Raw genomic sequence first — 14,488 nt, 5'->3', positions numbered from 1 at the left:
GCATCGCTCGGCGGGCGGGGCGTGGGGGCCGGTACCGAGGCGCGGGCCCCCTTCTGCTGGAGCTGCTTCGCCAGCTGCACACGCTGCTCACGGCTGAGGCCCGCAATCTTCTTCTTGATGTCGCTCATGGATGGAAATGCCCGGCCCTGCATTTGAAACGCGGTGACGATGTCCCCCACGCGCCGTCCTCCTCGGGACGGCGCGGTCCTGCTCGTCTTGCTAGGCGCTGACGGCGCGCTTCTCCGCCGGCCGCGCGTCGGACACCACCTGTCCGAACTCGAGCTGGAGGATGCGGTCGCCCAGGTGGAAGTACCGGTCGTCGTGGCTGATGACGACCACGGCCTTCCCGCGCGCCTTCAGGTCCGGGAGGATCTTCTTGTAGAAGACCTCGCGGAACTGCGGGTCCTGGTCCGCCGCCCACTCGTCGAAGAGGTACACGGGGCGGTCCTCCAGGTACGCGGCCAGCAGCGCCAGACGCTTGCGCTGGCCCTGCGACAGCGTCGTCGTCGACAGCTTGCCGTCCTTGCCGATGGTGACCTTGTGGTCGATCTGCAGTTCCTTGAGGTAGCCAGCGGCCTTCTCGAGGAGATCCGGCGACGACAGGCCCAGCAGCCGGTCGAAGACGTGGAAGTCGAAGAAGATGGCGGAGAAGTGCTGGCGGTAGTCGTCCAGCGTCTCGGTCGTCACCGTCTTGCCGTCCACGAGGATTTCGCCGGCCTCGGGCATGTAGAGCCCCGTGAGCAGCTTGGCGAACGACGTCTTGCCGCTGCCGTTACCGCCGATGATGAACACCAGCTCGCCCTTGCTGAGCGACGTGCTGATGGGGCCGACGGTGAACTTCTCGTTGTCCTTCTCGTTCTTGTACGTGTGCGTGACGCCGACCACGTCGATGCGCTCGAAGTCGCGCGGGGTCTCCTGCGCGGGCAGGTTCTCGGACAGCGTCTTGACCAGGGTGCTCTCCGGCGTGAGCTTCGCGCCCAGCTTCTCGATCTGGGAGATGGCCACCTCGCTGCGGCGCACGTGGGGAATCATCGACGTGACGACGTTGATGGGCTGCTGGAGGTAGAGCACCACGAGGACGGCGCCCAGCAGCTCCGCGTGGCTCAGCGTGGTGAAGCGCGGGATGACCAGCAGCAGCACACCGATGACCGCGATGTAGATGAGCGAGCCCAGGCCGTTGGCGATGGCGAAGAAGTTCTCGCTCTTCAGGTGCTTCTGGCGCAGCGCGCGGGCGTTGGTCGTCAGCTCCTCGTCGTAGTAGGCCCGGCGGCGCGAGCGGTGGAGGCGCAGCTCCTTGGCGCCCTCGGTCAGGGCCATGAACTTGCGGAACAGGATGCCGTTCTGCTCGCGCGCCATCATCTGGAAGCGCGTGCCGATGCCTGCGGGCACCGCGTAGAGAATCTGCCCCACCACGAGCACGCCCAGGATGAGCAGGAACAGCGGCCACGACAGCCAGGCCATGTAGCAGAGGCCCGCGAGGACGACGGCGGCGTTGATGAGGACCTCGGGCATGGCGGACACGCCGAGTCCCAGGGTGATGATGTCCTGCATCAGCGACGTCAGCATCCGGTGCGCGCCGGCCTCCTCCATGGTGCGCAGCGGGGTGGTCAGCAGGTGCCGGCTGAGCCACAGGCGCAGGTTCAGCAGGATGTCCTGCTGGAGCATGTTGAGGAGGAAGTTCGAGCCCATGCGGGTGAACAGGGTCCCCAGCGTCAGCCCCACGAACGGCAGCGCGATGTCGGTCACCGACGAGTCCGCCTCCGGATTGAGGGCCTTGTTGATGATGCCCACGAGCGAAGCGCTGGCGGCGCCCGAGAGCGCTCCAAAGAGGATTGTCAGCAGGGCCAGCTTCTTCGACGAGCGGAGCAGCAGTAGCAGCAGCTTCATGATTCTCCTTCGGTGTCAGTCAGTGCGCGGGCGGGGGCTCCGGGCCTCCCGCCAGGCGCGAAAGGGGTTCAGTCCAGTCCTTCGACCATCTGCTCCAGCTCGGAGGTGTCCACCTTCTCGGCCAGGGCTTCCAGAATCAGCAGCGTCATGCTCTCCACGGTGGGCTGCTCGAACAGCTCGCGCAGCGGCAGCTCCACGTCGAACGTGGACCGGACACGCGAAACGAGGCGGGTGGCCAGCAGCGAGTGCCCGCCCAGCTCGAAGAAGTTGTCGTGGACGCCCACGCGCTCCACGCGCAGCAGCTCCGCCCACAGGTCCGCGACCTGTTGCTCCAGCTCGTCACGCGGCGCCTCGTAGGGGCGCTGCAGGGCGCGGGTGTCCGGCACCGGCAAGGCGGCGCGGTCCAGCTTGCCGTTGGGCGTCAGGGGCAGGGCGTCCAGCCGCACCAGCGCGGAGGGCACCATGAACTCGGGCAGGCGCTGCTGGAGGTGCGCGCGCAGGGCGGCGATGTCCAGGCTCGCGTCCGCGGCGACGTAGCCGGCGAGGCGCTTGTCCCCGGCCACGTCCTCGCGGATGACGGCGACCGCCTCGCGCACGCCGGCGAAGGCGAGCAGGCCGGACTCGACCTCGCCCAGCTCGATGCGGAAGCCGCGCACCTTCACCTGGGTGTCGACGCGGCCCAGGTACTCCAGCTCGCCGGACTCCAGCCAGCGCACGCGGTCTCCCGTGCGGTAGAGGCGGGCGCCGGGCACGTCCTCGAAGGGGTTGGGCAGGAAGCGCTCGGCGGTGAGCTCCGGGCGGCCCAGGTAGCCACGGGCCAGGCCCACGCCCGAGATGAACAGCTCGCCGGGCAGCCCCATCGGCACCGGCCGCAGCGCCGCGTCCAGCACGTAGAGCCGCGTGTTGGGCCAGGGCTTGCCGAGCGTGACGCGCAGGCCCGTCTCCGGGGCCGCGCCCGCGGGCCGTCCCAGGCCGGGGGGCGGGGTGATGGCGGCGCAGATGGTGGCCTCGGTGGGACCGTAGGCGTTGAGCAGCGCGCGGCCCGGGCCCCAGCGCAGGGCCAGCTCCGGCGACAGCGCCTCACCGGCGGAGATGATGGTTTCGAGTCCCTCCAGCCCTTCCGGCTGGAGCTGCGCCAGCACCGAGGGCGTGAGGGTGACGGCGGTGACCTGCTGCTGCTGGAGCAGGGCGCGCAGGGGCTCGTCGGGGAGCAGCCGCTCGCGCGCGGCGAGCACGAGCGCGCCGCCGGCCAGCAGCGTGGCGAAGACCTCCATGATGGAGGCGTCGAAGCTGGAGGCGGCGTACTGGAGGACGCGCGAGCGCGGGTGGAAGCCGTGGGCCTTCACGGCGGCCAGGGCGCTGGCGCACAGGCCGCGGTGCTGGAGCAGCGTGCCCTTGGGGCGGCCGGTCGAGCCCGACGTGTAGATGATGTACGCGAGGTGGTCCGCGGTGACGTTGGAGCGGACGGGCCTGCTCGGGAGCATGGCGAGCGTATCCGCCGTCATGCTCACCTCGCGGGCGGAGTGCTCGGGCAGCCGCTCGCGGATGTCCGGGTGCGTGACGAGCACCGCGAGCGCGGCGTCCTGGAGCATGAAGGCCAGGCGGTCGCGCGGGTAGCCGGGGTCGAGCGGCACGTAGACGCCACCGGCCTTGAGGACGGCGAGCAGGGCGATGACGAGGTCCGGCGTGCGCTCCAGGAACACGCCCACGCCCACCTCGGGGCCCACGCCCAGCGAGCACAGGCGCTGCGCGAGCTGGTTGGCGCGGGCGTCCAGCTCCTCGTAGGTGAGGACCGTGTCCTCATGGACGACGGCGGTGGCGCCGGGCGTGCGCCGCGCCTGGGCCTCGAAGAGCTGGTGGATGCACGCGTCGGCGGGGAAGTCCGCGAGGGTGTCGTTGAAGTCCACCAGGAGCTGGCGGCTCTCGGCGTCTGTCAGCAGGGACACCGTGGCGGGGCTCGCCTCCGGGCGGGCAATCATCGCCTCCAGCATGAGACGCAGGTGGCCGGCCATGCGAGCCACCGTCTCCGGACGGAAGAGGTCCGTGTTGTAGACGAGCGCCCCGGAGATGCCGTTCGTCACGTCGCCGAAGTTCAGCTCCAGGTCGAAGCGCGTGATGGCGTTGTCGATCTCGATGGGCTGGATGGACAGCTCGCCCTGGGAGAAGGACGGGAGGCGGACGTTCTCCAGGGCGAAGAGGACCTGGAACAGGGGCGGACGGCTGAGGTCTCTCGACGGCTGGAGCTCCTGGACGAGCCGCTCGAAGGGCAGGTCCTGGTGGGCGAGCGCGCCCAGCGTCGCCTCGCGGGCGTGGCCCAGCAGCGCGCGGAAGGAGTCCGCGCCCTGGAAGCGGGTGCGCAGGACGAGCGTGTTGACGAAGAAGCCGATGAGGCCTTCCAGCTCCGTGAAGCGGCGGCCGGCCACGGGGGTGCCGACGCAGATGTCGTCCTGGCCGGAGTAGCGCGCGAGCAGCGCCTGCCACGCGGTGAGCAGGGCCATGAACGGGGTGACGCCTTCCTTCTTGCAGAAGGCGTTGAGGGCGTCCGCCAGCTCGCGCGGGTAGCTCACCTCCAGCATGCCGCCGCGGAAGGACGGCTGCGCGGGGCGCGGGAAGTCCGTGGGCAGCTCCAGCGCGCGGGGCGCGTCGGCCAGGTACTTCCGCCACCAGGACAGCTGCGCATCGAGCGCCTCGCCCTGGAGCCAGTCGCGCTGCCAGACGGCGTAGTCGGCGTACTGCAGCGGGAGCGCGGGCAGCGCCGCTTCGCGGCTCGTGCGCCGGGCCTCGTAGAGCGCCATCAGCTCCCGCACGAAGATGTCGAGCGACCAGCCGTCCGTGATGATGTGGTGCATCGTCGCCAGCATCACGTGCTGGTGCTCGGACAGGCGCAGGAGCGTGACGCGCAGCAGGGGGCCCGTGACGAGATTGAACGGCGCGGCGGCGTCCTCCTCGGCGAAGCGGTGGGCCCGCGCCTCGCGGTCCTCATGCGAGGAGAAGTCCACGAGGGTGATGGGGAAGGGCGCGGGCGGCGCGATGACCTGGATGGGGGCGCCGCCTCCGTCGACGAAGGTGGTGCGCAGCACCTCGTGACGGCGCACCAGCTCGGTGAACGCATGCTCCAGCGCGGGCACGTCGAGCGGACCGTGGAGCCGCAGCCCGTGGGGCATGTTGTACGTGGACGCACCGGACTCGAGCTGGTCGAGGAACCACAGGCGCTGCTGCGCGAAGGACAGCGGCAGCGTCTCGCCCTCCTTCCGGGACGCGGCGCGCGGGGGCGGCACGTTGGCCGCGGAGCGGTCCAGCGCGTCGATGGCCCGGGCGAGGCCCTCCAGCGTGGGCGACTCGAAGAGGGCCCGCAGCTGCAGCTCCACGCCGAAGGCGGCGCGCACCCGAGGCACGAGCTGCGTGGCCAGCAACGAGTGACCGCCCAGCTCGAAGAAGTCGTCGTGGAGACCGACCTTGTCGATGCGCAGCACCTCGGCCCAGATGGTGGCGAGCACCTGCTCGGTGGCGGTGCGCGGCGCGACGAAGGGGCGCAGGTCGGCGCGAGCCTCCGGGGCGGGCAGGGCCTTGCGGTCCACCTTGGCGTTGGCCGTCAGCGGGAAGGCGTCCAGCCGCACCAGCGCCGAGGGCACCATGTACTCGGGCAGCCGCTGCTGCAGGTGGTCGCGCAGCGCGCCCATATCGAGGGAGGCATCGCCCGTGACGTAGCCGACGAGGCGCTTGTCACCGGGGACGTCCTCGCGTGCCAGGGCAACGGCCTCGCGCACGCCCGGGAAGGCCAGCAGCGCCGCCTCGACTTCGGCCAGCTCGATGCGGAAGCCACGCACCTTCACCTGGAAGTCCTTGCGGCCGAGGAACTCCAGCACGCCGTCCTGACGCCAGCGGGCCAGGTCGCCGGTGCGGTACATGCGCGCACCGGGCGAGGAGGAGAAGGGATTGGGGATGAAGCGCTCGGCGGTGAGGTCCGGGCGGCGCACGTAGCCGCGAGCGAGTCCCTCGCCGCCGATGAACAGCTCGCCCGGAGTGCCCGGCGCCACCGGCAACAGGTGCGAGTCGAGCAGGTACACCTGGGTGCCGGTGATGGGCGTGCCGATGGGGACGGAGGCGGGCACCTGTGAAGCCGCCGTCATGCGGAAGGTGGAGGTGAAGAGGGTGCCCTCGGTGGGGCCGTAGCAGGCCGTCACCGGGATGCCCAGCTCACCCACCACGCGGCGTACGTGAGGCGCGGAGACGACATCACCGCCGGTGAGCAGCTGCTTCACCGACTTCAGGCCGTGCAGGTGCGACTCCACCATCTGCGAGAACAGGCCGGCAGTGAGGTGGAGGGTGGACACGGAGTGCTGCTGGAGGACGGAGGCGAGCGCGTCGAGGTCGCTGGGAGAAGAAGGCGGGAATACGACGAGCCGGCCGCCGTTGAGCAGCGGTCCCCAGACTTCGAGCGTGGAGGCATCGAAGGAGATGGGGGCGATGAGCAGGAAGGACTGTCCGGCGGAGACGTCGGCGTACGGCGCATTGAGGACGGTGCGCAGCACGTTGCGATGAGAGACGGCAACGCCCTTGGGCCGGCCGGTGGAGCCGGAGGTGAAGTCGATATAGGCCAGGTGCTCGGGCGCCAGGGCCACGGCGGGCGCATGCGCGGACAGGGCGGACGTGTCCACGGAGTCCACCAGCACGACGGGCAGCGCACCGGAGGTCGGAATGGCATCCCGGTGCGCGTCCGAGGTGATGAGGAGGACGGGCTGGGCGTCTTCGATCATCTGCGCCAGCCGCTCGCGGGGGTACGAGGTATCGAGCGGGAGGTAGGCACCGCCGGCCTTGAGGATGGCCAGCAGCGAGACGATGAGCTCGACGGAGCGCTCCAGGGCCAGCGCCACGGGCGCATCCGGGCGCACGCCCCAGGCGATGAGCAGGTGCGCGAGCCGGTTGGCCTCGGCGTCGAGCTGCGCGTAGGTGAGGCGCTGGTCGCCGAACTCCACGGCGATGGCGTCGGGGTGCGCGGCGGCGACGCGGGAGAAGACCTCCGGCATCGTGGCGTCGCGAGGGAACTCGGACGGCGAGCGGTTCCAGTCCTCCACGACGGTGCGCAGCTCGTCGGCGGGCAGCAGCGGCAGCGAGTGGAACGGCTGCTCCGGCTGCGTCAGCAGCGCTTCCAGGAAGCCCACGTAGAGGCGGGCGATGCGCTGGGCCGTCTCCGGGAGGAACAGGTCCGCGTTGTAGACGAGCTCACCCGCGAAGCTGTCCGTCAGCTCGGAGATGTTGAGCTCCAGGTCGAAGCGGGTGGTGTTGGTCTCCGGCGTGAAGGGCTGGAGCGTGAGGTCGGCGCTCGTGGGGATGGTGCCCGGCGTGTTCTGGAGGGCGAAGAGCACCTGGAACAGCGGCGTCCTGTCGAGCGAGCGGCGCGTGACGAGCGACTCGACGAGCTTCTCGAAGGGCACGTCCTGGTGCGCGTAGGCCTCCAGGTTCTCCTCGCGCACGCGGGAGATGAGCTCGCGGAAGGAGGGATTGCCCTCCAGCCGGGCCCGCAGCGCGAGCGTGTTGACGAAGAAGCCAATCATCTCCTCCAGCTCGGCGAAGCGGCGGCCGGCGATGGGGGAGCCGATGATGAAGTCATCCTGCCCGCAGTAGCGCGCGAGGACGGCCTGGAGCGCGCCCAGCAGCGCCATGAAGGGCGTGCTGCCTTCCTTCCGGCAGTACGCGCGCAGGAGCGCCGTCACGCGGGGCGGAATCTGGATGGGCACCGCGGCGCCGCGGAAGGTCTGCATCGCGGGGCGCGGGAAGTCGGTGGGAATCTCCAGCGCGCGCGGCGCGCCGTCCAGGCGCTTCTTCCACCACTCGAGCTGCGCGTCGAGCACGGCCCCTTGCAGCCACCCGCGCTGCCAGACGCTGTAGTCGGCGTACTGCACGGGCAGCTCCGGCAGCGGCGACGGCATGCCGGCGGTGTAGGCCAGGTACAGCGCCGCCATCTCGCGCACCAGCAGGCCGAAGGACCAGGCGTCCGTGACGATGTGGTGCATGACGAGCACCAGCACGTGCTGCCGCTCGCTCATGCGCAGCAACGTCACCCGCAGCAGCGGCCCGCGGCCCAGGTCGAACGGTCGGAGGATTTCGTTGGTGATGATGCGCCGCAGCTCGGCGTCGCGCGCGGCCGGCTCCACCGTGGTCAGGTCCACCCGCGCCAGGGGGAAGGCCACCGGCGGGTGGATGACCTGGACCGGTCCGTCCTCACCCTCGATGAAGGTGGTGCGCAGCGGCTCGTGCCGGCGTACCAGCTCCGTGAAGGCGCGCTCCAGCGAGGGCACGTCCAGCACGCCCTCCAGGCGCACCGTGGAAGGCATGTTGTAGTTCGCGCTGTTGGGGTCCAGCTGGTCGATGAACCAGAGGCGCTGCTGCGCGAAGGAGAGGACCGGGGCGCTCGTGCGCGGCGTGGGGAGCAGCGGGGGCGCGACGCGGCCGGCCTGCTCGCGGACCTTCGCCGCCACCCGGGGCGCGAGCCGGCTGATGGTCGGCGCGTCGAACAGCGCGCGGATGGGCAGGTCGATGCCGAACGTGTTGCGAATGCGGGCGACGGCCCGGGTGGCCAGCAGCGAGTGTCCGCCCAGCTCGAAGAAGCTCTCGTGCACGCCCACGGACGGCACGCCCAGCACCAGCGAGAAGATGCGCGACAGCTTCTCCTCGATGGGCGAGCGCCGCGTCACCTGGGTCGACTGCCGCCACCGGTGGGTCAGGTCGCCCGTGGCCACCACCACGTGGCCGTACAGCCCGAGCGTCACCAGCCGACGCACCGCCTCCGCGCCTTCCTCGGGCGTCATCGCGTACGGGGCCAGCTCCGCGCCGGGAGTCCGGGACTCCACGAGCCACGGGTCCCACGAGGCGCTCACCCAGCGCGTGCCGGTCTCACCCGCGCGCGCCTGGGCGAACGCGTCCAGGAAGCTGTTGGCCGCCGCCGAGGCGACCTCGCCCTGTCCGCCGAGCACCGACGCGCTGGAGGAGAACAGCAGCACGAAGTCCGCGGCCCGCTCGCGCAGCACGCGCTCCAGCGCGTAGGTGCCGTGGGCCTTCGGGGCGAAGCGCTGCTCGGAGGCCTCGCGCCCGGTGTCCGTCGAAGTGCTGGACGCCGGGAGGTCCGCGCAGTGCACCACGCCGTGCAGCGCGCCGAAGCGGGCCTCCACGCGCGCCACCGCGGACTCCAGCGACGGGACCTTCGCCACGTCCGCCTGGAGCACCAGCACCTCGGCGCCGCGCTCCTCCAGCTCGCGCAGGCGCGACAGCTGGCGGGCCACCTTGTCATCCGCGGGGTGCGCGGACAGGTACGCGTCCCACTCGGAGCGCTCCGGCAGGGCCGAGCGGCCCACCAGCGCCACCCGCGCCTTCACCGTCTCCGCGAGATACGCGGCCAGGGCGAGACCCACGCCGCCCAGGCCGCCCGTGATGAGGTACACGCCCTGCTCGCGCAGCGGGTACGGGGGCTCGCCCTCCGCGTCCAGCCGCGAGGGCACCCACGACTGCACGTAGCGCTGACCCGCGCGCCACGCCACCACCGCGTCCTTCGGTTGCTGGCTCAGCTCCGCCAGCAGGCGCGCCGCCGTCTCCGCCACGGCCTTGCCGGTGGGCGCGGCGATGTCGACGGTCCTCACGGTGACGTGCGGCTGCTCGCGGGGGAGCGTCCTGCACGGTCCGAGCAGCGGCGCCTTCTCCGGCAGCGCGTGGTGCTCGCCATCGAGGTCGTACAGGTGGTTGGTGATGACCTCCACGCGCACGGGCCGCAGGGTGTCGCCCGTGGCCAGCGCCTGCGACAGGTTCAGCAGGCTGTAGTAGCCCGTCTCCTGGACCTGCCGGAACAGCTCCGGTCCGGAAGTGCCCGCGCCCTCGGAGCCCAGGCTCCACAGGTGCACGACGGTGGCGGGGTGCAGCTCCTGGTCTGACAGGTGCTTCCACAACAGCACGAAGTCCGCGGGCTGGCGCGCGTCCAGGGTGAACACGCGCGCGGACTCACGCTGGAACGTGCTGCCCGAGCGCACGCGCACCACGTCCTGGTCGGCCTGCTCCAGAAGGCGGCACAGCGCCTCGCCCACGCCGAGCGCGTCGGTGAAGACCACCCAGCAGCGGCGCTCCGCCAGCACCTCGCGGTTCGTGGCCGGAAGCGCGGTGCGCCGCCACGAGGCGACGTGGAACCAGTCCGCCACGTCCGCCTGCTTGCCCCGCGCGCCCTGCGTCGGCTCCGTGGACTGCGAGGCCGGAGCCCGCGCATCCTGGGGCTGTGTCGTCGTGGCCAGCGCCGTCGTGGCGCGCTCGGCGGGGCCAATCCAGTAGCGCTCGCGCTCGAAGGGGTAGGCGGGCAGCGGCACGCGGCGCCGCGAGACACCGGCGTGCACCTCCTGCCAGTCCACCTCCACGCCCGCCAGCCACAGCCGGCCGAGCGCGCCATGGAGGAAGGCCTCGTCGGGCTGCGAGTCCTTGGGGTGGCGGCTGGAGGAGATGATGATTCGCGCCCGCGGGTCCTCGCCCTGCAGCCGCGCCAGCGCGGTGAGCGACTGGCCCGGGCCCACCTCCAGCAGCACGCGGGTGGGTGAGGCGAGCAGCTCCTTCAGGCCGTCGCGGAAGCGCACCGGGCGGCGCAGGTGCTCCACCCAGTACTCCGGCCGGGTGACCTCCTCCGCCGTGACGGGACGGCCGGTGAGGCAGGACACGTAGGGCCGCTCCGGGGCCTTCAGCTTCAGCGAGGCGACCTTCTCGCGGAACGCGGGCAGCAGCCCGTCCAGCATCCGCGAGTGCGCCGCCGCGTCCACGTGCAGCCGCCGGTGCTCCACGCCGCGCGCGGTCAGCGTCGCCGCCAGCGCCTCGATGGCCTCCACGGGCCCGGAGGCCACGCACTGTCCGGGCGCGTTCACCGCGGCCAGGTCCAGCGAGGTGCCCAGGAGCGGCAGCAGCTCCTCCTCCGGCAGCGTGACGCTCAGCATCGCGCCCTTGGGCAGCGTGTCCATGAGCCGGCCGCGCAGCGCCACCAGCGCCACCGCGTCCTCCACGGACATGACGCCCGCGATGCACGCTGCCGCGTACTCGCCCAGGCTGTGGCCGATCATCGACTCCGGCTCCACGCCCCAGGACATCCACAGCCGCGCCAGCGCGTACTCCATGAGGAAGATGGAGGGCAGGGCCACCACGTTGCGCGACAGCTCGGGCAGCTCGCGCCCCGGCTCCGCGCGAATCACCGTGCGCAGGTCCAGGCCGACGTGCGGCTGGAAGAGCGCGGCGAGCCGGTCCACCTCCGCCCGGAACGTGGGCTCCGTGCGGTACAGGCCCGCGCCCATCCCCGCGGACTGCGTGCCGCCACCCGGGAACAGGAACACCACCGGGCGCGTCTGCGCCTCCTGGCTCGCGCTGACGAGACGCTCGGGCTCCTCGCCGCGCAGCACGCGCAGCGCATGCTCGCGTCCCTCCACCACCGCGATGCGGCGGTGCGGGAAGGTCTTCCGGCCCACCTGGAGCGTGTACGCCGCGTCCGCCAGCGGCAGCTCCGGGTGCTCCTCCAGGTGCTTCGCGAGCCGGGCCGTGGCGTTGTCGAGCGCCGCGGGGCTGCGCGCCGACAGCACCAGCAGCTCCCACGGGCGGCCGGGCGCGGAGGGACGCGCGGGCGGTGCCTCTTCCAGGACGATGTGCGCGTTGGTGCCGCCCACGCCGAACGCGCTCACGCCCGCGCGCCGGGGCGTCTTGCCCGCCGGCCACGGTTGGAGCGTGGTGTTGACGTAGAAGGGCCCGCTGTCGAAGTCGATTTGAGGGTTCGGAGACTCGAAGTGCAGGGTAGGGGGCAGCTGCTGATGCTTCAGCGCCAGCACGGCCTTGATGAGGCTGGCGCTGCCGGCCGCCGCGTCGAGGTGGCCGATGTTCGTCTTCACCGAGCCAATGGCCACCGTGCGCTTGCCGCGCGTCTTGTTGCCGAAGGCGCGGGTGAGGGCGCGGATTTCAATCGGGTCGCCCAGCGCGGTGCCGGTGCCGTGCGCCTCCACGTAGGAGATGGTGTCCGCCGGGACGTCGGCGGCGGCCATCGCATCCTTGATGACGGTGGCCTGGCCCTGCACGCTGGGCGCGGTGAAGCTGGCCTTCACCGAGCCGTCGTTGTTGATGGCCGAGCCCTTGATGACGGCGTGGATGGTGTCGCCGTCCTCCAGCGCGTCCTCCAGCCGCTTGAGCACGACGAGCCCGATGCCGCTGCCGAAGATGGTGCCCGCCGCCTTCGCGTCGAAGGCGCGGCAGTGCCCGTCCGGAGAGGCGATGCCGCCGGGCTGGTAGAGGTAGCCCACCTTCTGCGGGATGTTGATGGCCACGCCGCCCGCGATGGCCATCTGGCACTCGCCGGCGAGCAGCGCCTGGCAGGACAGGTGGATGGCCACCAGCGCGGTGGAGCAGGCCGTGTGGACGGAGTACGCCGGACCGCGCAGGTTGAGCTGGTGCGACACGCGCGTGGTGAGGAAGGCGAGGTCGTTGCCGAGGCCCAGCTCGAACGGGTCCAACCCGCCCAGCGCGTCCGCGTTGGAGAAGAGGTTGAAGACGTACGTGTCCGTGCGCGCGCCCGCGTAGACACCGATGCGGCCCTTGTAGCGCCCGGCGTCGTAGCCCGCGTTCTCCAGGGCCTCCACCGCGCTCTCCAGGAAGACGCGGTGCTGCGGGTCCATCACCTGTGCTTCCTTGGGGGACAGGCCGAAGTAGCCCGCGTCGAAGCGGTCCGCGTCCTCGATGAAGGCGGCGGCCTTCACGTAGTTCGGCTCACCGCGGACGGAAGGCGACTCCAGCGCGCTCGGCTCCAGCTCCGAGTCCTTCAGGAAGGTGATGGACTCCACGCCATCGCGCAGGTTGCGCCAGAAGGCCTCCAGGTCCCGGGCCCCCGGGTAGCGCCCCGCCATTCCGATGATGGCGATCTCCAGCCCCGTGGTGCCCGCGTTGGATGAGTCTCCGGCCATGTGTTTCTCACCAATTCCTAATGGTTTGCTGACTGCTGCCGCGCTGTCGGGGGAACTCCGCGGGCGTCAGCCCGGAAGGCACGCGTGTCCAGATGGACCCGATTTCCACGGGAGCGGGCACGGCTCCACGTGACATTCCCAATTTCTCGGAAGGGTTCCGGACCGGCGAGGACGTGTCCGGCACCCTTGAAAAGGTGCGGCCACGTCATCTGGCCATCCCGGTGCTGTGTCCTCGAATGCGTTCTTCACGCCGCCCCAACGCGTCACGGTCACCTGACGGACATTACGGTTTAGTTGGAGTATTGCGCGAAAGTAAACCTCCCGGCCAGGAGGCGAAGCCCTCTTGGCCGGGAGGCGTGGTTCCAACTTCCTGTTATTCTTGATTTTGACGCACTTGCTAAATGGCCCCGAGTTGGTGGGTGGTGTGGGCCTCACCCAACTGGCGGCGATTTCGACGTTGTGCGTCAGGGCGGGGACGACATTTCCGGTGTTGACAGCTCGGGTTCAGCGCACGTCGTAGACCTTGCGGAGGGGGGTGCCGTTCCGGGCGATGTCCAGCTCGATGTGCCGGGCCTCGCGCAGCTTCGCGAAGGCCTCCAGGGCGCGCTCGGGAGTCTCCAGCGTCAGGCCGTTGATGCGCTTGAGCACGTCTCCGTTCTGGAGGCCGATTCGCGTGTAGAGCGAGTTCTGCCGGACGGACGCGAGCTTGAAGCCCACCGTCTTGCCATCCTCGACCGCCGGCAACGCGCGCGCCTGGGTGAGCAGCTCGGTGGGGTTCGCCAGCGCGTTCTGGAGCTCCGTCTCGGGGACCTCGTAGGTGTGCTCGCCCACGGCGCGGATGCCGCTTTCTGACTTGGGGGGAGCGCCAGGAGCGGCGCGGGTCAGCGCGGGGGCGGGAATGGTGTTGAGGCCGGGGGTGGCCTCGCCGTCGATGAACTCCTCGCGGCCGTTGGCGGCGAGGAGGACGCGCTCTCGCTCGATGGAGAGGACTCGCGCGCCCATGAGCTCGTCGCCGACCATCAGGCTCCGGGCGCGCTGGGTCTCCAGGTCATGGATGGACGCGAGGGACCACTGCGCGTCGTTCGCCACCAGCGTGCCCAGGAGCTTCACGCGCAGCGAGCTGCGCACGGGGCCGGTGGCGACCTCCACGGGCGGCTCTTTGACGACGGGCTCTTCCTTTCCGAAGCTCAGGCCCGTGAGCTTCCCGAGTCGCGCGCCGTCCAGCGGCGTGGGGGCTGCTTGCGCGACGGCCGCGACGCGACGAGGCGTTGACTCCGTGCCGGGGATGGGTGGAGCGAGCGCCTCCTCGGTGAAGAGATTGACCGTGCGCGCCGCCAGCAGCGCCACGAGCAGGATGAAGGTCGCGTTCACCAGCCAGAAGTACTTGCGGAGGATGAGGGCCATCGTGTCTTGCCTCCTTTGAGGAACACGAAGGCCTTGAGCAAGCACGGTGCCAGGGTGGCGCTCACAGTGTGGCGAAGCGGAGCGCACGGGACGTCATGGGACTTGCTGTCACCGCGTCACATCGCGCCTGACAACGTGTCACGCGCGGGCGAATGGTTGAAGGGGAGGGCGCCAGCGCCGTGCTGGCGCTCTACTCGTTCAACCCGAAGAACGGGTTGCCGCTGCGGAGCGCACGTTCCAGG

Annotated in this window: 3 protein-coding genes; all 3 read right to left on the bottom strand. The window is 70.9% G+C overall.

Going from position 1 to position 14,488, the window contains the following annotated elements; translation table 11 throughout:
• Positions 1-219 precede the first annotated feature (219 nt).
• On the bottom strand, positions 220-1,887 hold the full coding sequence (locus HG543_RS08250; RefSeq protein WP_169344142.1) for a cyclic peptide export ABC transporter: 1,668 nt from the start codon (positions 1,885-1,887) through the stop codon (positions 220-222).
• 68 nt (positions 1,888-1,955) lie between these two features.
• Positions 1,956-12,842 (bottom strand): non-ribosomal peptide synthetase/type I polyketide synthase, encoded by a 10,887-nt coding sequence (locus HG543_RS08245; protein ID WP_169344141.1) that lies wholly within the window; start codon positions 12,840-12,842, stop codon positions 1,956-1,958.
• 504 nt (positions 12,843-13,346) lie between these two features.
• Positions 13,347-14,246 carry a type II secretion system protein GspC gene (gene gspC, locus HG543_RS08240; protein ID WP_169344140.1) on the bottom strand — a complete coding sequence of 300 codons (900 nt, stop codon included), beginning with the start codon at positions 14,244-14,246 and terminating at the stop codon, positions 13,347-13,349.
• Between the last annotated feature and the right edge of the window lie 242 nt (positions 14,247-14,488).

Origin of the sequence: Pyxidicoccus fallax, assembly GCF_012933655.1 — a bacterium.
In the GTDB taxonomy this organism is placed as follows: Bacteria; Myxococcota; Myxococcia; order Myxococcales; family Myxococcaceae; genus Myxococcus; species Myxococcus fallax.
The sequence above is the reverse complement of the archived record's forward strand: the minus strand, read 5'-3'. Positions and strand labels throughout refer to the sequence as shown.

Coding starts and splice junctions, on each gene's coding strand:
- gspC (WP_169344140.1), bottom strand. CDS start 14,246: ATGGCCCTCATCCTCCGCAAGTACTTCTGGCTGGTGAACGCGACCTTC.
- HG543_RS08250 (WP_169344142.1), bottom strand. CDS start 1,887: ATGAAGCTGCTGCTACTGCTGCTCCGCTCGTCGAAGAAGCTGGCCCTG.
- HG543_RS08245 (WP_169344141.1), bottom strand. CDS start 12,842: ATGGCCGGAGACTCATCCAACGCGGGCACCACGGGGCTGGAGATCGCC.